This window comes from Thermosporothrix hazakensis, from assembly GCF_003253565.1.
GTDB lineage: Bacteria > Chloroflexota > Ktedonobacteria > Ktedonobacterales > Ktedonobacteraceae > Thermosporothrix > Thermosporothrix hazakensis.
The window spans coordinates 146,807-168,860 of record NZ_QKUF01000011.1 but is presented as its reverse complement, the minus strand read 5'-3'; the positions used below and the strand labels follow the sequence as shown (position 1 = coordinate 168,860).

18 protein-coding genes are annotated in these 22,054 nt (G+C 54.3%); 10 read left to right on the top strand and 8 right to left on the bottom strand.

What is annotated here, in order from left to right; genetic code table 11:
* Positions 1-24: 24 nt before the first annotated feature.
* Positions 25-1,158 (bottom strand): TRAFAC clade GTPase domain-containing protein, encoded by a 1,134-nt coding sequence (locus EI42_RS16890; protein ID WP_111323796.1) that lies wholly within the window; start codon positions 1,156-1,158, stop codon positions 25-27.
* 340 nt (positions 1,159-1,498) lie between these two features.
* Here EI42_RS16890 and EI42_RS16885 point away from each other — a divergent pair, with 340 nt between their 5' ends.
* On the top strand, positions 1,499-4,519 hold the full coding sequence (locus EI42_RS16885; protein ID WP_111323795.1) for a zinc ribbon domain-containing protein: 3,021 nt from the start codon (positions 1,499-1,501) through the stop codon (positions 4,517-4,519).
* 3 nt (positions 4,520-4,522) lie between these two features.
* Entirely contained in the window at positions 4,523-5,677 is a 1,155-nt protein-coding gene (locus tag EI42_RS16880) for a TRAFAC clade GTPase domain-containing protein (RefSeq protein WP_111323794.1), read from the top strand.
* A gap of 211 nt (positions 5,678-5,888) precedes the next feature.
* Here EI42_RS16880 and EI42_RS16875 read toward each other — a convergent pair whose 3' ends face one another.
* Positions 5,889-6,515 (bottom strand): TetR family transcriptional regulator, encoded by a 627-nt coding sequence (locus EI42_RS16875; RefSeq protein WP_111323793.1) that lies wholly within the window; start codon positions 6,513-6,515, stop codon positions 5,889-5,891.
* 237 nt (positions 6,516-6,752) lie between these two features.
* On the opposite strand from EI42_RS16875, the gene EI42_RS16870 reads away from it, so the two are divergent.
* On the top strand, positions 6,753-6,947 hold the full coding sequence (locus tag EI42_RS16870; RefSeq protein WP_111323792.1) for a 4Fe-4S domain-containing protein: 195 nt from the start codon (positions 6,753-6,755) through the stop codon (positions 6,945-6,947).
* Between the two features lie 102 nt (positions 6,948-7,049).
* The gene (locus EI42_RS16865; protein WP_246046552.1) at positions 7,050-8,306 is read left to right on the top strand and encodes a cytochrome P450; all 1,257 of its coding nucleotides are present in this window, start codon (positions 7,050-7,052) and stop codon (positions 8,304-8,306) included.
* A gap of 253 nt (positions 8,307-8,559) precedes the next feature.
* Here EI42_RS16865 and EI42_RS16860 read toward each other — a convergent pair whose 3' ends face one another.
* Positions 8,560-9,375, bottom strand: coding sequence for an ABC transporter permease (locus EI42_RS16860; RefSeq protein WP_111323790.1), 816 nt, complete (start codon positions 9,373-9,375; stop codon positions 8,560-8,562).
* Positions 9,372-10,331, bottom strand: a complete 960-nt coding sequence (locus EI42_RS16855) for an ATP-binding cassette domain-containing protein (protein ID WP_111323789.1) — start codon at positions 10,329-10,331, stop codon at positions 9,372-9,374. Before EI42_RS16855 ends, EI42_RS16860 begins: the two co-directional genes overlap by 4 nt.
* A gap of 136 nt (positions 10,332-10,467) precedes the next feature.
* Between EI42_RS16855 and EI42_RS16850 the strand changes: the two genes are divergently transcribed.
* The 3 genes from EI42_RS16850 to EI42_RS16835 all read left to right on the top strand — a co-directional run bounded on the left by EI42_RS16850 (position 10,468) and on the right by EI42_RS16835 (position 13,134).
* Entirely contained in the window at positions 10,468-11,295 is an 828-nt protein-coding gene (locus EI42_RS16850; protein WP_211326218.1) for a TetR/AcrR family transcriptional regulator, read from the top strand.
* A gap of 334 nt (positions 11,296-11,629) precedes the next feature.
* A complete protein-coding gene (locus tag EI42_RS16840) occupies positions 11,630-12,568 on the top strand; it encodes a trypsin-like serine peptidase (RefSeq protein WP_111323786.1) in 939 nt (312 codons plus the stop codon).
* Between the two features lie 305 nt (positions 12,569-12,873).
* On the top strand, positions 12,874-13,134 hold the full coding sequence (locus EI42_RS16835; RefSeq protein ID WP_137686423.1) for a hypothetical protein: 261 nt from the start codon (positions 12,874-12,876) through the stop codon (positions 13,132-13,134).
* 195 nt (positions 13,135-13,329) lie between these two features.
* Here EI42_RS16835 and EI42_RS32620 read toward each other — a convergent pair whose 3' ends face one another.
* From EI42_RS32620 to EI42_RS16825, 3 genes are all read right to left on the bottom strand, one after another.
* Positions 13,330-13,500 (bottom strand): hypothetical protein, encoded by a 171-nt coding sequence (locus EI42_RS32620; RefSeq protein WP_170142697.1) that lies wholly within the window; start codon positions 13,498-13,500, stop codon positions 13,330-13,332.
* A 163-nt stretch (positions 13,501-13,663) separates the two neighbouring features.
* Positions 13,664-14,884: a glycoside hydrolase family 1 protein gene (locus EI42_RS16830; RefSeq protein WP_111323784.1), complete on the bottom strand. Its 1,221-nt coding sequence runs from the start codon at positions 14,882-14,884 to the stop codon at positions 13,664-13,666.
* 430 nt (positions 14,885-15,314) lie between these two features.
* The gene (locus tag EI42_RS16825) at positions 15,315-16,061 is read right to left on the bottom strand and encodes a metal-dependent hydrolase (RefSeq protein ID WP_111323783.1); all 747 of its coding nucleotides are present in this window, start codon (positions 16,059-16,061) and stop codon (positions 15,315-15,317) included.
* Positions 16,062-16,326: 265 nt separating this feature from the next.
* Between EI42_RS16825 and EI42_RS16820 the strand changes: the two genes are divergently transcribed.
* Positions 16,327-19,140, top strand: a complete 2,814-nt coding sequence (locus EI42_RS16820; RefSeq protein ID WP_111323825.1) for a glycoside hydrolase family 9 protein — start codon at positions 16,327-16,329, stop codon at positions 19,138-19,140.
* 60 nt (positions 19,141-19,200) lie between these two features.
* Here the strand turns inward: EI42_RS16820 and EI42_RS16815 are convergent, their stop codons facing one another.
* On the bottom strand, positions 19,201-20,310 hold the full coding sequence (locus EI42_RS16815; protein ID WP_111323782.1) for an ArsR/SmtB family transcription factor: 1,110 nt from the start codon (positions 20,308-20,310) through the stop codon (positions 19,201-19,203).
* 111 nt (positions 20,311-20,421) lie between these two features.
* On the opposite strand from EI42_RS16815, the gene EI42_RS16810 reads away from it, so the two are divergent.
* Both EI42_RS16810 and EI42_RS16805 read left to right on the top strand, forming a co-directional pair.
* Positions 20,422-21,357 (top strand): S41 family peptidase, encoded by a 936-nt coding sequence (locus EI42_RS16810; protein WP_170142696.1) that lies wholly within the window; start codon positions 20,422-20,424, stop codon positions 21,355-21,357.
* Positions 21,358-21,457: 100 nt separating this feature from the next.
* A complete protein-coding gene (locus EI42_RS16805; protein WP_111323780.1) occupies positions 21,458-21,922 on the top strand; it encodes an HAD-IA family hydrolase in 465 nt (154 codons plus the stop codon).
* Positions 21,923-22,054 lie beyond the last annotated feature (132 nt).

The following is a 22,054-nucleotide window of genomic DNA, read 5'->3' as shown; positions in this document are numbered from 1 at the left end:
TCCCCACAAAGTGGATCTATAAAACTAGCTCGCCTGAATAATGCCAAGTTTCCACATGCACCAGAGGAGCGGATCCAGGCAGCGCTTGGGCTCAATGACCGGGAAGCGCCCTGTTGCGTCAGGCGGGAAGCCCGTCGCGGAGACAGCGAAGTACGACACATTCTTAAAGGCCTCACTCGTCTCCACAAGCGTGTAATCCCCATACTTTTGCAGCATGTACCGCACCTCGCCATTTATTTTCTCAAAATCGTTGCTGTTGATCGCATTCGTATACACGCTATCCTGGAGAAAGAACGGCTCCTGGCGCTCTTTCTTCATCACGTATTTGAGCAAGTCTGACTTTGAAACGGTGATCGCGATCGGGGTCTTGATCTTGCGCTGCGAGTTTATGGCATGCGCGATTCGGAATGTATGGATCACGCGGTTCAAAACCTCGGTTGAGCTTCGTTCACGCAGAATCCGGGGCTGCATACTTTTGGGCAGCTCTTTCACGATATTGGGCATCGTCAACGGATCAGCCAGAAAGATGATCGCAGAGGCGAAAGCGATATACGAACTATACTGCACCATTCGATCCTGCTGCACGATATCTTCGCCCGAGGAATCGTAAAAGAGCAGATTGACGCTCTTTGGCGGGAAAAGCGTCGAACTCTGGCGATACACCAGTTCATATACCAGCGGCGTATTCGCTTTCGTGGCCGGTTGCGTTGGCGGAATCTGCTGGCGATTCACAAAGACGGGCCGGTAAAACTTGCTGTTAAAATCATCGTCGGCGGAATCCAGACCAATAATCTGGCTACAGCCTGTCACCTGAAGGCCATACTTCTTCAGTTGATCGATACAGGCCGCGATATAGTGGCTTTTGCCCGCCGAGACGTCCCCGACAATCGCGATGGTATAGTTGCGGGTGCGCTCAAAGTTATACGGGAAGTAATGCCCACAATCGGGGCAGCGCCGCCTTGCCTGCTTCAAAGCATACGTCGGACCAACAAGCGGAGGCACATAGAGCCGGGCCCAAAAGCTATTCTTCTTCTCCCGCAGCGGGTCGCCGCCTGTTGTCACGGTAGCATCAATCTGGCAGGTTCCCGGGTAAAACTCCGTTCCACAGGCAGGGCATGTGTACTTGCGGAAGGGATTTATAAAAGGATTTATCAGCATACGATCTGACTTCCTAGCCTCTCTATTCTAGCTTCTCTCTTCCGGGCTCAGAATGCAGGTTCGCCCTGAGCTGTATTTATCAACTATTTCTGTGTCCACCTGCTTCCTGCAAATGTATAAATACTGATTCGTTGTTCATAAAAAGTTCTCAATAGCAAGAATATCCTATATTTCAAGAAATATGAGTTGACAGAACTGCTTTACTGAAATACAATCTTATTAGCCATTACTCATTAACCTTTTCTTACTTTGCAGGTTTAAGCGAACTGCCGATTCAATCAACTTCGTACCAATAATAACCCAATGAATTCTATTTTGCAAGTTTGGTAGAAAAAATAGTATGAGCACTGAAAAAAAGACCCAAAGACAAAACTTCTTCCTGTTGCTGGATATCAACCCTAATGAGGAATGGGATCCCGACAAGTTCGTGAAGGTCCTGAAAGCAAAGCAAGTCGAATGGAGCCGACAAAAGAGCCTATCAGTCGGTCAAAAGGCCTCTCAGGCACAGCGAAACCTTGAGCTCATTCCCCAGATACGCAAAGTCATGGAAGACGACACGCTGAGGGCTCAGGAGAGGGATGAGGCGCTCAAAGAACTGGCCTCTCAGCAGGCAGCTCGCGTTGAAGTGTTCGAGAAGCGATTGGAATTTTTTAACGCGAAAGAGTCGGCCAGCCAGACAGAAATTGACAAATTCATTAAAGAGTTTCAGGATCTCTATCCAGAGCAAGAGATAAGGAATCGCATTACAGTCACAATTCGCGCGGAGCAGCAGGTCACCCGCCAGGCGCTTGAGCCGAGCAGAGCAAAGGCCATCGCAGGAAAGCTCAACGATCTCAATATGTCTTCCCTCTATGAGCTTCTGGGCTGCCCCGAGACGACAAGCACCAGGATCCTGCAACAGAAAGCCGAACAGCTCTATCGAGATGTCTCCAAAATCGCCACAAAGACGCAGGAAGTCACGCTGAAAAGCGATCTGGCCGGCTCTGCAAAGGACATCTTCTCTTCCGAGGACAAGCGCAAGCAATACGATGAGAGCTTGCGACAACTTAAATTCGCCAGCCTGTTCAAGGTCCTGGAGGAGCAAATCAACCAGTCAGTCGAGAAGGAAATCACCTACAATCAAACGGAGCTCTTTCTGAATGAGGCACAACAGGCCGGGTGGGATCGGCAGGAAGCCCTCTTCCAGTTGAAAGAGCAGGCGAAAGCGCATAAATGGCTGGTGCATGTCCGGCCAGCCGAAGAGAAGTCACAGAAAGTACGCTGTGGAGGCTGTCACACCTTAAATGAGGCAGATCAGAAGTTTTGCACACAGTGCCGCCAACCGCTCTTTATCCAATGCCCCGAATGTAACGAAACGATTCGCCCGGAAGCCAATGCATGCGGACATTGTGGCTTTCCTGTGGGAAACCGCTATTTAGTCGAGATCCACTTGCAAGAGCTGCAAGATCTCTTCAAGAAACGCGATACGCAGAAGGCGCAACAACTCCTGGACGAAATGAAAACGCTCTGGCAGCCCAAAAAAGCGGACCGCTATTCACAGGAGATCAAGCGCTTTCAAAGCGAGCTACAGCGCCTGCACGCTGAGTTGCGCAAGGTTGAGGCCCATGTACAGCAATTGCTGAATCAGAAAAAATATATTACGGCGAAACAATATCTCGAAGGGCCCGCGGCGGCCATCCTGCCAAACCGCGCCCAGAAACTCAACGAGATTCAGGGCGAGCTCTCGAAGGTTCGTTCGTTGTTCCAACGAGCGACGGTCGCTACCCTCCCCAACAATGAAAAGATCGCGCTCTGTCGCCAGGCCCTCGCGCTTTGTCCCGACTATCAAGAGGCGCGTGACCTGCTCAGAACCATCCCGCCAATGGCACCGACGAACTTGCAGGCGAAGACCCGCGGCGGGATCGTCAGCTTATCGTGGCAACCATCCTCAACAGAGGGCGTCATGTATGTAATCGTGCGCAAAAGCCTGACACAGCCGCATTCATCTAGAGACGGAACCGTGCTCGACACCGTGCCGGGGCTTCATTATGAGGACAGTCGGCCCGAAACAGGCGTGCCGCTCTACTACGCCATCTTTGCCGAGTGCGAGGGAGTTCCCTCAGCGAATGGTGCGTTGTTAGAGCAGCCGTTACTCTTGCTACAAGACGTCACGCAGGCTTTTGCGGAGGTGGGCAACCAGCAGGTCAAACTGTCCTGGGTTCCGCCAAAAAACGTGGCCTCCGTGCTCCTTGTACGCAAGCAAAATGTACCGCCGACCAGCGCCAGCGACGGCGAGGTTATCGGCGAATGCGTGCCAGCGCAAACCTCGTTCATTGATCGCGATGTCCAGAATAACCAGACGTACTACTATGCCCTGTACGCACGTTTCAAAGATCAGCATGGGCGGCTGGCTACCGCGCCGGGAGTGCGCGTCAAAGCGATACCGGAACCGCCACCTGCACCGATTCATTCCTTAGAGATGCACATGCGCCCCGGCTCCACCTCAGCGGAGCGCGAGGTTGAACTCCGCTGGACACCACCCGCAAAAGGGAAGGCGATCATTCTGAAGTCGACGCACACCTTGCAGCACTATGAGAAGAAAGTTATCGCGGAAAGCACACTCTACACGCTCGGGCAGCTCCTTGAAGATCAGCCCGATTCCGTTGTAGACCCAAAAGTCGCCCCGGGAGTCACGTACTATTTGCCGGTCGTGCTCTTTCACAAAATGGCCTATATCGGCACCGAGCATCGCCTTGCCACCGTGGACGATGTCCAGAATGTGCGCTGGCAGAACATGAATACAGCGCTCCGCTTGCAATGGAAATGGCCCGCGAATTGTCAGGAAGTGATTGTTTCTTCGCATCAGTTGCGCTGGCCAGAGTTGGACGATGAGTACTCAAGCCACACGAAGGTCAGCCGTTCCGAGTACGACCGTCTGGGCTACTTTGAGTTGCGCTGTGACAAAGATACAGACTATTACCTCCGTATCACCGCGCTTGTGACACAGGGCACGGAAGAGATCCCGGCGCAGGGCGTCCGCCTTCATGTGCACCCGACTGACCTGCTGACCCTGACCTATGAGATCAAGCGGCCAACCCTCTGGCGACGTACTCCGCACCTCCATATCGCCGCGGACCGAGCAGGGACCCTGCCCACGCTCCGCCTGATCGGGACACGTGATAGGCTTCCGGTCCATAAAACCGACGGGACCATGATCTGTCGCATTGAGCCAACATCTATCAATGGAAGAGGGCTCACGTTTCCGCTTCCGATAAAGGAAGTGGCGCCGGGAACCTATTGTAAGCTCTTCCTGGAAGATGACGCGCTCTATCAGGAGATTGATATCTGTCACCCACACGAAGATAAGCTGAGGATAAATTAGAAGATGTTTCCTTTCGCCAAAAAGTGGCTCTGCCCGTTTTGCTGTGAATCGTTTGCCCCACACGAAGCATACTTTCGCTGTACCTTTTCGGGGTGTTTAGGCCGCATTCCCGATACCCCCTATAGCCGGGTAAGCGGGAGCAAAGATGTTCTGCGCATGGGACGCGTCCTGATCCCTGGAAAGAAGCGGATGCTCTCGGGGATGTACTGTGATAGCTGCAAACAACTGGCAACACTACGCATCTGTCCCCGATGTCACAGTGAACTTCCTCAGGACATAGGGCAGGTAGACCAGTATTTCTTTTTGCTCTTTGGAAGCAAGGGGTCAGGCAAAACACACTATCTCGCGTCCCTTATCACGCAGCTTCAGCGTGAGGTTGGCCCTCGCATGAAAATGACCGTTCGTCCCCTGGGAGAGCCTGCCAGGCTGCGTTGGAACAAGACCTATGCCTCCCTTTTCGAGCAGCAAAAAGCACTTGCCGCCACAAAATCGGCTGAGACAGACCCCCTGGGTCAGTATCCGCTGAGTTTCCGCTTTACGCTTGAGCAGCGGAATGGCGCAAAAAAAACGGTCAATGTGGGCTTTTTTGATACCTCTGGCGCCGACTTTACCTCTGATAGCGCCGTGCTCAAAAGATATATGCATCAGGTACACGGTATTCTCTTTTTGATCGATCCTTGCTCTATTACCACCGTACGCGACATGCTTGGACAGCAGAGCAGCCCCACAATGACACAGGCCGCACTCGAAGAATACCCTTTGCTCTTGAAAGACACTTTTGTGAGCGAGCGCATTCTTCGGCCCTCCGAGAAGGTGAAAATTCCTGTTGCACTGACACTGACAAAAATGGACCTTGTCTGGCCTCATCTCTACTCGGGGTCCCCGCTACTTCGGCCTGTAACCTATAGCGGAGGGGATATAGCGAAGCGCTTACAATCGATTAGCACCGAAGTAAGCAGCCTGCTTGCTTCATGGATCGGCCCGCAATTTACCCAGACCATGCGGAGCGAGTTTCACACCTACGCTTATTTTGGCGGGTCTGCGCTGGGCAAGCCTGTAGAGGATCCCTACAAACCCGTCATCGCCAACCCTTTGCACGTGGAAGACCCATTGCTCTGGCTCCTCTCACAGCTCCATATCCTGAAAGATACAAAATAATGCCTGTGCGTTCAACGGATCGCGTCACATGATCCTTTCCTGAAACCAGCCAGAGGCCGCATGATGACGCCTGGTTTCAGCTCTTCCACGATCCCTGGTGCAAGAGGAGCCCCGCAGCACTGTAGCTCGTCCACTCGCGTTTCATCTCACACGCAGAGCTGGCGTCTTCCTACCGAATGTGTATCGTCACAGGAGCAGAAAGCAGGTGCCTCTACATCTGGCAAGCCAGCGCCGCAGAGCGATCCAGATATACACACAGCAATGAGGCAAGCTCACCTTCTGCTCCCTGATTCAGCCATTGCTCAACGGCGATCCGAAACGCGGTCATATAGATACCAACCAGCAATTGGATCTCGATGCGGTCTGTAGCCGGCTCCAACCGGGAATGCAGAGCTTCAGCAATTGCCTGCTCCCGCTCCATAAGCGCGTACAGATAGATAGAAGCGATTGACGGGGTTTGCTTCGCCACCAGATAGCGGCTCAAGAAGCTGGCCCGCTGATCCTGATAGCGGCGCGCCAGATGCAGAAACGTCGCTCGTAGCGCGGCCTGCGGCGTCTCCAGAGGCGCAAGCTGTTGCAGATACTGAAGCGCGTCGTGAAGAGCAGCATGCGTCGAGCCTAGAAGCACCTCTTCCTTTGAGGCAAAGTAGCGAAAGAAGGTTCGAGTGGACATCATCACAGCACTCGCGATATCTTGAATCGATGTTTGCTCGTATCCCTTTTGCTGAAACAGCCGCAGGGCGGTCTCCTCGATCGTGGCCTGCACCAGTTGTTTCTTGCGTTCGCGTAAGCTGATGGCCGCCGGCGTCTCATATCCCGGAGAAAATATGTCATTCATTTTCCTTTTTGCTCCCATTGACGTAAGTTAGCAGATGGCAGTACAATAGCAAGTGACATGGATGTCATACAGTATACCCGATCACTCCCTGTTGTGCGAGTTGTCTTCCCTGAGTGAAAAAGGCGAACGCTTCATCACAGGCAGGCTTTCCAATCCTCAGGCGACCAGACAGATGAGAAAGGAAAGCCAGGAAAACGTGAAAGTAACCGCGTTGACCAGTCGGCCAGTGGGTCTTGCGTGCTGGCCTGTAGCAAGGTCTTCAGCCAGCGCGACAGTGATGGTGTCGTGGAACTGCTTCAGCAGCGCCTTCCCCTGGAACTTCTGAAGCAGGTACAACAGGCAGTTGACGCCTGTCCCACTCAGGTTTTTGTTGTAGAAGAGGAAGACGATCACTCTCAACTCATCCTTAAAACCAATGATGAGGACCTATAACGTTACCCATAAATGACCATCCTGCATGCTACACGAATTCTACATCCACCCATGCAGTTCTTTCAGCCAGGCGCTGGAAGCGCGTATAGATTGGAGTACACAATGAGTCAAGAACAACTGGCACGCCCCGATGAGACCGATCAAGTAGAGCTCCCATCATATCCATTTCCCTTCGCAGATCATAGCCTGGAGCTTCCCGAGGAGTATGACCGGCTGCGAGAACGGAGCCCGGTCGCTCGCGTTCATATGCCCTATGGTGGAGATGCGTTTGTCCCCACCCGTTATAACGAGATCGGGCAAGCCTTCGCAAACCCCAGATGTGGCGCGATTCTGGCATCTGACGGAGATGTCCCCCGTCTGGAAGCAGGCAAAGTGACCGGTGTGGAAGATTCAGAGGCAGGGGCGATCTTTTCTGTCTCTGATGCACGACACAACAAGCTCCGCCGCGTCGTCGCACCCGCGTTCACGGTACAAGCCGCCAACAAGCTCCGGCCTCGCGCAACCGAGGTCACACATGAGCTGATCGATGCAATGGAGCGCTCCGGCCCTCCCGCTGACCTGTTCGAGGATTACGCGCTTCAGGTCCCGATGACCGTGCTCTGTGAGATGCTCGGCGTCCCGCGCGCCCAGGAACACCTGTACCGCGAATCGGCCCGAATCATGATCTCGACAACAGCCAGCACCGAAGAAAAGCAGGCCCAGGGCATGAAGCTGGCCCAGTATCTCACGCCCATTATCCAGCAGGCGCGGCAGAACCCGGGTGATAACGTGCTTGGTCTCCTTATCCGGGCGCATGAGCAGGGAGACGAGGTGATGAAAGAGTCCGAGATGTATGGGTTCGCGATGGCCCTCATCGGCGCGGGCTTTGAAACGGTCAGCACGACCTTCACCAACTCTGCGTTCATTCTACTACAACGCCCCGACCTGATCGAGCAGCTTCGCGCCCGCCTCGACTCGCCCGAGCAATGGGCCAACGCGGTTGAAGAGATCCTGCGCATCACCCCCATCGGGCAGGGCCGACCGCGTATCACCCGAGAGCCGGTCCAACTGGGTGAAACAACCCTACCCGCCGGAGAAGTGGTGTTCCTCGTACCACACGCCGCCAACTACGACCCGGCTGTTTTCCCCGAGGCCCGCGAGATCCGCTTCGATCGTGAGCTGAAGCCCATCATGAGCTTTGGACGCGGCATTCATGCCTGCCTGGGTCAGCAGATCGCCCGGATGGAGTTGCAGGTGCTCTGGCACACCCTGCTCAAACGGCTCCCCAACGTTCACCTTGCGGTCGCGCCTTCAGAAGTCCCCTGGCGGGCAGACGAAGGGCTGACTTTCGGTCCGGCCCATCTCCCCGTTGCCTGGTAGATCATCTCTCATCCCGCCGTGCAGGCTCCCCCGGTCTGCATGGCCCCCGGGCCTTCGACTGGCGCTGCCCCATGTTGCTTCATTGACAGATGCAAGCTCGGGCACGAGAAAGACGGGATCTTTCGGTGCTTCCCGCTCAAACGCTTCCAGCGGTAAAATAGCATAATAACGCTAAAAGCAGCGACCAGGTTGCGCCTTCAACAGCGGTTGCTGGCCCGCTACTTGCGCAGGGGAACAACCGCTGAAAAACCGTCTATCGGCTCAGTCGCCAGTAGCGCCGCACCGAGAGCGGGAAAAAGATCACCAGTAGAAGAAGCGGCCAGAGCAGCGCCATCCACAGGCTGTGATGCGCAACCCAGGATGCACCGTCCGCGCCGGGATTGTGGAACAAGACGCGAATCGCTGTAACCGTCGATGACAGCGGGTTCCACTCAACCAGCGCCCCAAGCCAGCCGGGCATAGTCTCCGCTGCGGCAAAAATGTTCGAGAGAAAGCTAATAGGCCAGATCAGTATTTGCACCAGTGAGACCGCTTCGGTATTCCTGATGACCAGACCAAGATAGATCCCGACCCAGAGCAAGGAGAAGCGCAACAGCAACAACAATCCCATGGCAAGGAGAGCCTCCCCGAAGCTGCCATGCCAGCGCCAGCCGACAAGCAACCCTACCACACACAGTACAATCAGACTCAACACCGAGTTCAGCAGATCAGCAATACTGCGCCCAAGCAGGATCGCCGAAGCCGCCATCGGCATCGAGCGAAACCGGTCGGTCACGCCCCGGTTGATATCGGTTGTGATCGCAAGGAAGGTTGCTTCAAAGCCGAACACCATCGTCATGGCAAACATGCCGGGTAGCAGAAATTCGCGATAGTCTCCCCCGCCCGGCACCGTCATGCTACCACCGAACAGGAATCCGAAGAGCAGCACAAACATAACCGGAAAGAGCAGGTTCACAATGACTTGAAAGGGCTGATGCATCCAATGAAGTAGATCACGTTGTGTTACCGTCCAGGCATCAGCCAGCGCCCAATAGAACCGCGTGAAAAGCGTTGTACGCTCTGTCCTCATGCCATCACCTCCTCATGCTTCTCGGTCAGATGCAAAAAGACCTCATCGAGCGTGGGGCGCCGAAGCGCGATATCTTCAGCCTCGATCTCTGCATCAGCCAGCGCCCGCGCAACTTCGGTCAACGCCACGACTCGCTGCTGTACCAGCGCGCTCAGTTGCCGCCTATCCTCATCAACCGTCACCTCCGCAGCGGTTACGCGCCTGATGATGCTCTCGGCAGCGGGCAGTTCCTCGGCCCGATGCAGTACCACCTGAATGCGATCTCCTCCAAGCCGCGCTTTCAATTGATCGGGCGTCCCTTCTGCGATAATGCGCCCACCCTCGATGACCGCAATGGAGTCGGCGAGCTGATCGGCCTCCTCAAGATACTGTGTCGTCAGCAGAACCGAGGTTCCATCGGCCACCAGCGAGCGGATAGCAGTCCAGACCTCGTTACGACTACGCGGATCAAGCCCCGTCGTCGGCTCATCGAGGAACAGCACCTGCGGGGCAATAATCAGGCTGGCCGCCAGATCGAGCCTGCGCCGCATGCCGCCCGAGTAGTGCCTGACCGACTTATCTGCCGCCCCAATCAGATCGAACCGTTCCAGCAGCTCATCAGTACGGCGCCGGGCCTCTGCTGCTCCCAGATGATACAGGCGAGCAAACATGCGCAGATTTTGCCGCCCGCTCAAAATCTCATCCAATGCCGCATACTGGCCCAGTAAGCCGATGCGGGAGCGTACCTGCTCGGCCTGCCGCCGGACATCGAACCCCGCAACTTCAGCCGTCCCCTCATCCGCATGTAACAGAGTAGTCAGAATTCGGACAGCGGTTGTTTTGCCCGCACCGTTCGGCCCGAGCAGACCGCACACCGTCCCTTCCGGCACCGCAAGATTGAACCCCTGAAGCGCTTGCTGCTTGCCATACCGCTTGTATAATCCCTTTGCCAGGATTGCGAACCCTTTTGTATGCATTGATTCCCTTTCTGGCCCTCCGCAGGGCCTCAAAACTCCGTACACTGTACAGAATTGAAAAGCGATCCTTATTATACCGTACGTCGTACGGAATTTGCAAGGGGGAAAAAGATAGCAAGACAACGGCCAATCTGTTATGATGAAAGAGAAAAACGACACAGGACGGAGTTGCACGACGATGGAATATAGCGGCAAAGGGGACCCGCAGCGAAGTATTGAACTGCTCTGGGGCAAACGCAAAAGCCCGAGCCGGGGACCGGTGCCCAACCTGAGCGTTGAACGGATCGTACAAACTGCGATAGCGCTTGCCGACGCCGAGGGATTGACCGCGCTCTCGATGCGTCGAGTCGCCGAGCGGCTTGGAGTTGGCGTGATGTCGCTCTATACCTACGTCCCGGGAAAAGCTGAACTGCTCGATGTTATGCTTGATACCGCCATCGGAGAAGAGAAACTCCCCACCAGCATCGAGGGCACATGGCGTCCCCGGCTTGAACTACGCGCTCGCGAGGACTGGCAGCTCTATCAACGTCACCCCTGGATGCTCCAGGTCTCCACCGTTCGCTCACTGCTCGGTCCAAATGAAACCATGTTATACGAGGCCACGCTACAGGCCATTCGAGATACAGGGCTGACCGGAAAAGAGCGCATCTCGGTGGTTGATCTGATTATCGGCTACGTGCGCGGAGCAGCAAAGGGTGCAATAGAGGCTGCGCTTGCGGCTCAGCAGACCGGACAGGATGACGCGCAATGGTGGCAGGAAAGGGAGCCCCTGCTTGATCAGTTCTTCAGTCCCGAACGCTTCCCGGCCATCACCGAAATCGCACATGAGGGCGCATTCTATCCGTCGGGAGATGCTGACACCTACTATTTGCAGTGGGCCATCGATGATTTCGAGTTCGGCTTACAGCGCGTTCTGGACGGCATTGAGGCATTCATTCAGAAGCGGCAGGAGAGCGTGCACTGACTCGCTCTCCATTTCTTAACCATTACTTCCCCTCGTTTCTTCCCATCTCCATACGCATTTCTATCCCCCCCATATACACAAAGAGTGGCAGATGTATATCTATTATAACCGGAAATATATAACTATTACCACAGAGAAGCTCCGAAAATACTTGAAGTGAGATACAACATATGGTATGCTCAAGAAGAGAAGAGATTCTGTTCTCCATTCTCTCTTTTGCCTGTCAAGCTGGCATGCTATCCTCCGCTGGCTTTCGAGATGCAGCGAGAGCCAGATTGGAAGACAATAGATTTGCTCTGTTGTGCTGCACTAGCTCAGAAAGGCTATTCAGTTTATGGTACAACCAGCTTTACGGAGAACATGCCTCTACACCGTTCTTGTCATCTTCGGTCTGATGATTCTCCTCAACTGTTTTACCTACCCCTCATCGGTCAGCGCCGCCACGGGCAAACGCGTCACCCGGAGCGCCGAATTCATTAAGCGCTACTGGACGCCCGACCGGATGGAACACGCCACCCCGGCAGGCATACCCTCCAAAACCGGAGCACCTCCCCATATGATTGAACCCGCGCCAGTCAAGGCACAAGAGGTTCCTCCAGCCTCCTATAGCTCCATTCCCTATGCTGTCATTGGCAAAGTCTTCTTCACCGATAGCAAGACCGGTTTTGATTATGTCTGTTCGGGAACGGCAGTGATCAGCAAAAACAAGAGCACCGTCGACACCGCCGGGCATTGCGTCGCGCAGGATGGCTCCAAAGACAACTATTACACCAACTGGATGTTCTGCCCGCAGTACCTTGATGGCGACTGCCCAAAGGGAAAATGGGCTGCCCGCCAGCTCTTCGCTGACAAAACCTGGCTGACTGCTTCACCGATGGCCGTCGATCACGACTATGGGGCCGCAGTCGTTGAAGCGAACAACGGTCAGTATCTCACCGATGTTGTGGGTGGCGTCGCTTTTGGAGCCAATCTAGACCGGAAGCAGACGTTCCACGCTCTGGGATATCCGCATGCCTCGCCCTTCAACGGGAAAAAGATGTTCGAGTGCCTCGCCGATAAAGCCGTAGACGATACGGGCACCCCGCCACCACTTGGCATCTCGTGCGACCTGACAGGCGGAAGCAGCGGCGGTGGCTGGCTCGTTCAGAGTAACGGCACATGGTATGTGAACGGGCATAACGATTATCAATACACCAACGACCCCAATACGATGTACTCTCCCTACTATGGGAACGAGGCCCTTGCCATCTACAATAGCGCTCAGGCTGCATAAGCGCTCTCGGCCCTGCTGAGGTCGCAGGGCCATACTCATTTTCAAGCCACAGAGCCAAAACTGTAGAACGCGCGCAAATCTGGTATACTCTTGTTGGGAAACCAGCACACAGGGGGAAACCATGCCATCGCACTATCTGCTCGCCTGGTCAGAAGCAACACAACGATACACGCTGATCCTGGATGGAGCTCCGCATCAGACATTCCGACAGGACGAAGAGGACGCCTAGCAGGCCACAATACTGAGTCGATTCAGCTTTGAAGGTCGTGCAGGCTATTTCAGTGCCATTAAAGAGACACGCGCGCGTGGCGCCGGCTACTGGTATGCGTATCGTCGATGGGAGCAGCGCACCCGTCAGCGCTATCTGGGAAACCGGCTCTCATTCGCACGTCTGGAAGAAGCTGCCCGCTCGCTTGCATAACAGGCAGCAACGCCTGCCAGAGAGCCACAGCGCCTGGTTCCGCTTCTCGAAACAAAACTGCATCCGCCACGGCTACCCCTCCAGCTCATCAGGCGCACGCGGCAGCTCGAAACACTGGACACCTGGAAACAGCAGAAGCTCATAGTGCTGCACGCGCCCGCCGGGTTCGGTAAAACAACCCTCATCACCCAATGGATCGCCCACCGCCGCGAGCAGCCGTTCACGGTTGCCTGGGTCTCGCTTGATCGTGGGGACAGCGACCCGTTGCGCTTCTGGTCAACTCTCATAGCAGCCTGCCAGAACATTCATCCCCGAATCGGACAAACAGCGCTGGCCCAGCTCACACAGATGTCCCGCCCGCAAGCCGCGCATGAACGAACTTCACAGCGGCCTGTGTCCCGAGGTATCGATGTTCACCCGGATAGACCTCTGCGAACCCACCCTGCCCCAGCAGCTTGATAAGCCGATAATGCCCGATCTGTTGCCCTATGCGCCCTACCTGTTCTGCCATGTGTTGGCATCCTTCCCGGGGATCATTGTCATTTCCCCGTTTTTGAGTAGTGTAACAAATACTGATCCACAGATGCAATAAAAATGCGCATGTACAGGTAATCTGGCTCATACAAGGCTACAAAAAAAGAGGAGACATGATGTAGTCTCCTCAGTTCGTCTTGCTAGAAGCCATTTGCGCGGGCAATCGCTCCCAGACGGTAGGCGCTCGGCTTGACCGTTCGCTTCTGCGTCTGTCGATCGACCGCGATCAGGCCAAATGTCGGACGATACCCAAACACCCACTCGAAGTTATCCAGCGCCGACCAGTATGTATAGCCCTGAACAGGAATACCATCATGCAAGCAGGCGGCCACGCCTTGCAATGCCTGCTCGATATAGGCCACGCGCCGCGTATCATCAGTGGTCGCGAGGCCATTTTCCGTCACAAATACCGGCAGCCCCGTAGCTTTGTGTGCGTAGCGGATGGTTGCTTCCAGCGCTTGCGGGTAGAACTCATACCCCATCTGGGTCAGCTCAACGCCCTCTTCTGGCTTCATCAGCCCGTTAGCATCGTAGCGATCACGAGAGTATGTCTGCACGCCGATGAAATCATCACCCATCGTTCCCTCTAAATATGCGTCGAAGATCTCACGCCGCTTCTGCGCAGCAAGTTCCTCTCCTCCCGGCCCTGCTTGAATATCCTGCATTGCCAGCGTCAAACCAACCCTACACGCTCCGGGCCCTGCCTTGATGGCCTCGACCGCCCGGCGATGCGCTTCCAGCATGACGGGACGCCCCTTTTGCGGATCAGCGTACAGGAACGGGACAAAGTGCTCGGCGTCGCTTCCGACCGCTCTTGCAGCCGCTGCATACCAGGCCTCCGAACGCTGTGACCCGATCATTGACCAGAGAGCCACGCCCAGATTCAACTCGTTCATCGTGCAGGCCAGCGGGATCAGGTCACCCAGGTGCTTGATGACCTTTTCGCAGTACCGAGCGAACTTCTCGGGTGTCTCCTTCGCCTCCCATCCTCCGGCGGCGGCCAGCCAGCGAGGCGACGTGAAATGGTGAAATGTCACCATTGGCGTGATCCCAAGCTCATGGCAGGTTGCCAGCATGCGCCGATAATGCTCAAGCTGTGCCAGCGAGAACTCGCCCTCCTCCGGCTCAATGCGAGACCACTCCAGCGAGAAACGGTAGAGGTTAAAGCCCAGTTCAGCAAGCAGACGGATATCTTCAGGATACAGATGATAGTGATCACACGCATCACCAGATGACTCTACGTATGCAGTGCCGGGTGTATGTTCCAGAACCCAGTTATCGTTATAGACATTGCCACCTTCGACCTGATGCGCAGCGGTCGCCGTGCCCCAGTAAAAGCCCCTGGGAAATACTGTCTTCATGATATGTCTCACTTTCTCTTCAGAAGCTGCAAAAGTGAATGTTACTCGATTCATCTCAACAGCAAATGTATTTCCCAGTATAGCATAAGAATGTTCAGATTTCCACGGAGCAGAAATCGCATTGCATAGCTGCTTGCATGTATCGTATTTCTTCCTCGCACATCGAGGGGAGAAATCCACTCTTACCACTCAATGGAAAGAAGAGTTTTTTCTTTAAAAGCTGCTTCTCGTATTTTCATAATATAGTGGAAGCAAAGAATGTTTCTTCCGACATCATGACACAATATCACGGTTTCCTTCTAAGAAGGATGTTTTTTTGCCACGAATCATGTGTCCGCCTGAACAGCGAAATGTTATTGTCTCCATAAATCACAGATAATAAAAAAGAGGGAGAGCATAGAACGCTCTCTCCCCATACACTCCTTCTTTTTTAGAGTGTTTCCGCAGTGAGAACCTCACCTGGTTGCATCTCGCGAATGGTGAGACCGGCTCTCTCTTTCGTCGCCTCTCGCAGCTCCCCGACAGTCCCCGTCAAGAACGGGAATGTGCCATAATGGAACGGAATCACATACGAGGCATTGAGAAGCTCAATCGCATAGGCGGCCTCTGTAGGCCCCATCGTGAAGCGATCCCCGATCGGAAGCAACACGATATCCGGGCGATACAGCTTCCCGATCAACTGCATATCGCCAAAAACGCCGGTATCTCCGGCAAAATAGAGGCGTAGCCCCTCTTCGGTTTCCAGCACATAGCCCGCAGCCTCATGGAAATAGCCGACCTGCTCATCATTGAGCCAGACATAGGCATGGTGGTAGGCCAGAGTCATCGAGATTTTCTGCCCGCACAGCCGGATTGAGCCGCCCCGATTCATCGCCTCGGTTTTGCTCACTCCACGGCATTCTGTCAGATATCGCAGGACCTCGGTTGGAGCCACAACCGGCGCCCCGGTCTTTTCGAGTAGTTGCGGGAGATTCTGGTCCAGATGATCCGCATGCCCATGCGTGATCAGGATAATATCGGCTTTCTCCTGCTTTTTCAATTCTTCCGGACAAACCGGGTTCTCTTCCAGCCAGGGATCAACAAGAATAACCTTGCCGCTGCTCGTGGTCAACTTAAAGCTTGCATGCCCTAAAAATTGGAGTTGCAGTCCCCGGGGGAAGTGAAGCGAAGGTGTCATAAAGAGGGGTAACCTCGTCTTTCTTTCTATGCAAAACTACTATGTTTGCCTGCTATTGTAGCATAGAAGAGCCCCCTTGAATACCTATATCTCTCCATTGCACGGCATGTTGTTCCTTCGGACTGAACAAAAACTGATGAATTTGTTCTTTTACTTCAGGCAGATATTTTCAGTTTTTCTTCACTTGAGCAGAAAAATTGAACTTCTTATCATTCTATGGTACATCTTGAAGAAGGACGTACAGTTTGATAAGGAGGTCACACAGATGTTCGCGCAAACGTGGAAACGCGCTCTCAGATACGGGCTGCTCCTCAGCATGGGTCTGAGTATGCTCGTCAGCGCGCTTTCCATCCCGACCCACCCGGCAAAGGCAGCACCGGCATTCAACTATGCCGAAGCGTTGCAAAAAGCGATTCTCTTCTACGAAGCTCAGCAGTCGGGGAAGCTTCCTTCCTGGAACCGGCTCTCATGGCGCGGTGACTCCGCTCTCGATGATGGCAAGGACGTAGGTCACGATCTGACCGGAGGATGGTTCGACGCAGGTGATCACGTCAAGTTCGGCCTGCCTATGGCCTTTTCTGCTACCATGCTCGCCTGGGGTGTTCTTGAATATGGGGATGCCTATCAAAAAAGCGGGCAGATGACCCACATCCTCAACAACCTGCACTTTGTCAATGACTATTTTATCAAAGCACATACCGCGCCCAACGAGCTCTGGGGGCAAGTGGGTGACGGTGGTCCAGATCATGCGTGGTGGGGGCCCGCCGAGGTCATGCCGATGAAGCGCCCCGCCTACAAGATCGATGCCAGTTGCCCCGGTAGCGATCTGGCAGGTGAAACAGCAGCCGCGATGGCCGCCGCCTCGATGGTCTTCCGTTCCAGCGATGCCACCTATGCCGATACACTGCTGACCCATGCCAAACAGCTCTACACCTTCGCCGACACCTATCGAGGCAAGTATGATGCATGCATCCCTGCTGGCGGCTTCTACACCTCGTGGAGTGGCTATAATGACGAACTCGTCTGGGGTGCGCTCTGGCTCTATCAGGCAACAAAAGACTCCACCTATTTAACTAAAGCCGAACAGTACTACGCAAATCTGAGTACTGAGCCACAAACAACCATCAAATCCTACAAATGGACCATTGCATGGGATGATACATCCTATGGCGCCTACGTACTGCTTGCTAAACTGACAGGTAAACAGCAGTATAAGGATGATGCACAGCGCTGGCTCGACTTCTGGACGGTTGGTGTCAATGGGCAGAAAATCACCTATTCTCCGGGCGGCGAGGCCTTCTTGAGCGAGTGGGGTTCTCTACGTTATGCCGCGAATACCGCTTTTGTCGCTCTGGTCTATGCCGATTATCTGGGAAGCAGCGATCCGCTCTATAGCCGCTACCACGACTTCGGCGTCAGACAGATCAACTACGCGCTTGGTGACAATCCGCGCAACTGTAGCTACGTCGTTGGCTTCGGGGCCTGCCCTCCTCAAGATCCACATCACCGCACCTCACACGGCTCGTGGACTGACTCGCTACAAAATCCAACGCATAACCGCCATATCCTCTATGGTGCGCTGGTCGGTGGCCCCAAAGCCGCCAACGATCAGTACACCGATGATCGAACCGATTACACCGGAAATGAAGTCGCGACCGACTATAATGCGGCCTTCACAGGTGCACTGGCACGGCTCTACAAGGAGTTCGGAGGCACTCCGGTAACATCCATGCCCGATAAGCCAAAAGATGACGACGAACTCTACGTTATGGCCGGAATCAACGCCGAGGGCTCGACTTTCACCGAGATTAAGGCCCTCTTTATCAACAAGACCGGCTGGCCTGCTCGCGCCACCAGTACGCTTTCACTGCGCTATTACTTCACGCTGGAAAATGGCGTGACGCCCGATCAAATCAGCGTCACCACCAACTACACCCAGTGTGGAAATAATGTCTCCAGGCCGACGCAGGTTTCGGGCAATCTCTACTTCATCACTGTTACATGTAACGCGAAACTCTATCCTGGTGGACAGGACGCTTATAAAAAAGAGGTACAATTCCGCATCAACAGTGCCGGATCCTGGGACCCCAAAAATGACTGGTCTTATCAAAACCTGACCAAAGACGTCGTTAAATTTGACCATATCCCGCTGTACGAAAGCGAGAAAAAGGTCTGGGGTAACGAGCCAGTCGACACAGGCGCGGCACCCACCGTCAGCATCACCAGCCCGAAAGATGGCAGCAACTTCAAACCCGCGCCGGCAACGGTCGCGATTGAGGCTACCGCCAGCGATAGCGACGGACAGATCACAAAGGTGGAGTTCTACAATGGCTCGACCCTCCTGGGCAGCGACACCAGCGCTCCATACAGCTATAGTTGGGCTAACGTACCAGAGGGCAGCTACACTCTAACCGCCAAGGCGTATGACAATGCTGGAAATAGCACCACTTCTTCCCCGATCGCGATCAGCGTCGGGCAGGCGGTGCCCACAGTCAGCATTACAAGCCCGGCTAATAACGCAAGCTTTAATGCTCCTGCCAGCATCACGATTACTGCAAACGCGAGCAGCGCCGGAGGCTCTATTACCAAAGTAGAGTTCTATAATGGCTCGACCCTTCTGGGCAGCGACACCAGCGCTCCATACAGCTATAGTTGGGCCAACGTACCAGAGGGCAGCTACACACTGACCGCGAAAGCATATGATGATGCAGGAGGAACAGCAACATCAGCAGCAGTGAAGATAACAGTCAAAAAAGCGGGTGTCTGTTCGGTGAAATATGACATCGCGAATCAGTGGAGCAACGGCTTCACTGCCAGCGTCACTATCAGCAATCCGGGAAGCACGGCTATTAACGGCTGGACGCTTGTCTTCACCTTCCCCAACAATCAGCGCATCACCAATATCTGGAATGCGACGATGACCCAGAGCAATGGCCAGGTCACGGTGAAAGATGCAGGCTACAACGCCACCATCGCGCCAAACGGTTCCGTCACCTTCGGCTTCAATGGCGAATGGAGCGGCTCCAATGGCAAGCCGACAAGCTTTATCCTCAACGGGCAGAGCTGTACCGTAGAATAACTTCTGCTCGCCTCCCGGACCCGCGCGGGTAGCAGGTTCAGACCTGTTGCCCGCATTGTCTTATTCGGGGAGAAAGATCCCCTCTAGCCCGCGCGCGATCTCCGTCAGTGGGCTCCGGACGCTCCGGTAAAGCACATAATAGCTCGCCCGCTCTGCCGTCACCAGGCCGGCACTCTGCAAGAGCTTTACCTGCTTCGAGATCCCGGCTTCCGAAAGATTGAGCAGGCCTGCCAGCTCGCGTGTAGAGCGAGGTCGCTGGCTCAAGAGGCGCAAAATCTGTAGCCGGGTCATATCTCCCACTGCACGAAGCAGTGTCAGCAAGCGTTCTGGCGGCACCGGGATGCTGCCCTCTTCCTGAAACCGCCGGATCGAGTAAACAAGCGCGTGCAGCACATTCGCTTTCGCATACATGAACGAGAGTCGTGGCCAGACAAACGCCGAAGGGACAAGGACGAGTTGCTCGCTCGCCTGCATCTCTATCTCGTGTGGTGCAGGATATTGCAACGTGATCTGCCCCCCATGCTGATAGGCCGACAATTGTGGAGCAAGCGAGCCAAGCACTTTGAGCGGCCCCTGTTCAAACAACATCTGTCCTCGTTGCTGTATATCCTGCAAAAGCAGCTCTTCAAGCTGCGGCCATTCGGGCTCGATGCAGGTTGTCCAGTAATCAGCGAAGAAGTTGAGAAAACGAGCGTGTCCCTTTTCGGGGTCGGCAAGCATTTCCTTCATCACAGGGAGAGCGGCCGGAAACTGCTCGGCTGTCTGCTGCACAATCTGCTGTTGCAATGGGAGAGACTCCAGTATATGTGTACATGAATAGTGCTCGTCGTTCAGGAGGATGTTATTGACAACCTGCTCCACATAGTTTGTCGTGGGAAGAGCCTGCATCACCCGAAATTGCTCCTCAAAAGCGGGGAAGTCCTGCATAGAAGGCGCGCCATTCTCAAAAATATCGGGTATCCGACTCCCAAAAAGGAAGGAGAAAGCCACAACCTCGGCCTTGAGTGCAGGCGACATCAGCCGGCGCGTACGCAGCACCCACGGCAGGTGCAGCGGATGGCTTTTACTCCGCGTCAGGACATGCAGACTGCGCACAGCTTCGTGTAATGGACTATAGCTAAAAGCCAGGTTTTCAGCATGGCCTGCATCCAGATACATAATTCGGGCCATCTCACATTCTCCTCTGATTCGCTAATGAGTAAAAAAGTTGTCTTCCAGCGCAGTCTAGCGTATGCTCAACAAGAAGACAAGTTTCAAATTATTAAAAAGGAGTATTTTGGAATGTACGAAACAACATCACAGAGCCTGACACCTTCAACCTTGATCGCAAAGCTGCTCCAACAGCTCGATGAGAGGTATGTTTTTCCCGACGTCGCACAGGAGATCGCTCATGTCCTGCGGCACCATCTTGAAGCAGGGAGCTATGATGGGATCTCTGATGGCAAACACCTGGCGGCGCTTATTACCGAGCACCTCTACACCGTCGCACACGACAAGCACCTGCGCCTCTTCTACAATCCCGCGGGCGTTTCGCCGCAAGTGGACGAAGACGACCATTACACAGAAGAGATGATTGAAGCGTTGCGGCGGAGACGTACCAGTAATTATGGTCTTCAAAAAGTGGAGATTCTCGAAGGCAATATCGGGTATTTTCAGCTCAATGCATTTATCCATCCCCGAATTGCCGGTGAAAGCATGCAAGCCGCGATGACTTTCCTGACATACACCGACGCATTGATTATCGACCTGCGGAACAACACTGGCGGAGAATCGCTGATGGTGCAGTTTCTCTGTAGCTATTTCTTTGATATTCTGCATGAGCCACCAACGCAGCTTACAGGCTGCTTCGACCGCAGAACGAATCAGCTCTATCAGGCGTGGACGCTTCCTTATGTTCCCGGCCAGCTCTATCTTGCAAAGCCTGTATACCTGTTGACCAGTCAGCGTACCTTTTCTGGCGGAGAAGATTTCGCCTATACGCTTCAGCAGCTAAAACGCGCCTGCGTGATTGGTGAAAGAACAGGTGGTGGCGCGCACATGGGACACCGCTATCCCATCACGGAGCATTTTGAGGCCTTCATTCCCGATCTGCGCTCGGTGAACCCGATCAGTGGGACAAACTGGGAGGGAACCGGTGTACAACCCGATATTCCGGTTGAGGCCGAAAAAGCCTTTGATGTAGCCTACCAGCAAGCGCAGGCCGCCCTCAATCGCTAGAATGCATCTGAAGGTACGGGCTTGTTTTCCGCGAGCCTGTACCTTTTTTCGGGTATAGTATCAGAAGGGATATTCTATTTCAGCATAGGAGGAAACAGGTATGACAATTCGAGCGATTCTTCTTGATATTGGTGGGGTCATTCTTCTATTTGATCAGGCACAATATGAACGAGACGCACAACACGGGCCCGTCATTCCCGATTTCAAGCGCTATGAGCGGCTGAATGAAGCATTTGTGCACTTTGTCCGGCAGCTCCGCCCATACTACCAAACGGCAACCATTTGCAATGGAGGGTCCCGTGAGGCGCTCAACCGCAAGTTCCGGCTGAACGAGCTGGTTGACCTGATGGTGTTTGATGAGGAGGAAGGCATTTCTAAACCGGACGCCCGCATCTATCAAAGAACACTTCTTCGTCTGGAAGTTCAGGCCGAGGAAGCGATCTTTGTTGACGACAAGGAGTGCAACGTTGAGGCTGCTCGACAGCTTGGCTTGCACGCGATCCATTTCCGCGACACCGAGCAAGCAATCAGCAGCATACAGGCATTGCTCTCCCTGTCCACATAGCTACCTGCTTGTGCTGTTTATACGCCTGGCGCTTCTTATCACGCTCAGCAAGCATGGCATCGTTATAGCCCCATCCAGCAAGATCGGGAGGCTCGATACCCTGCAAGCTCAAGATCGTGGCAATCTGTGAGC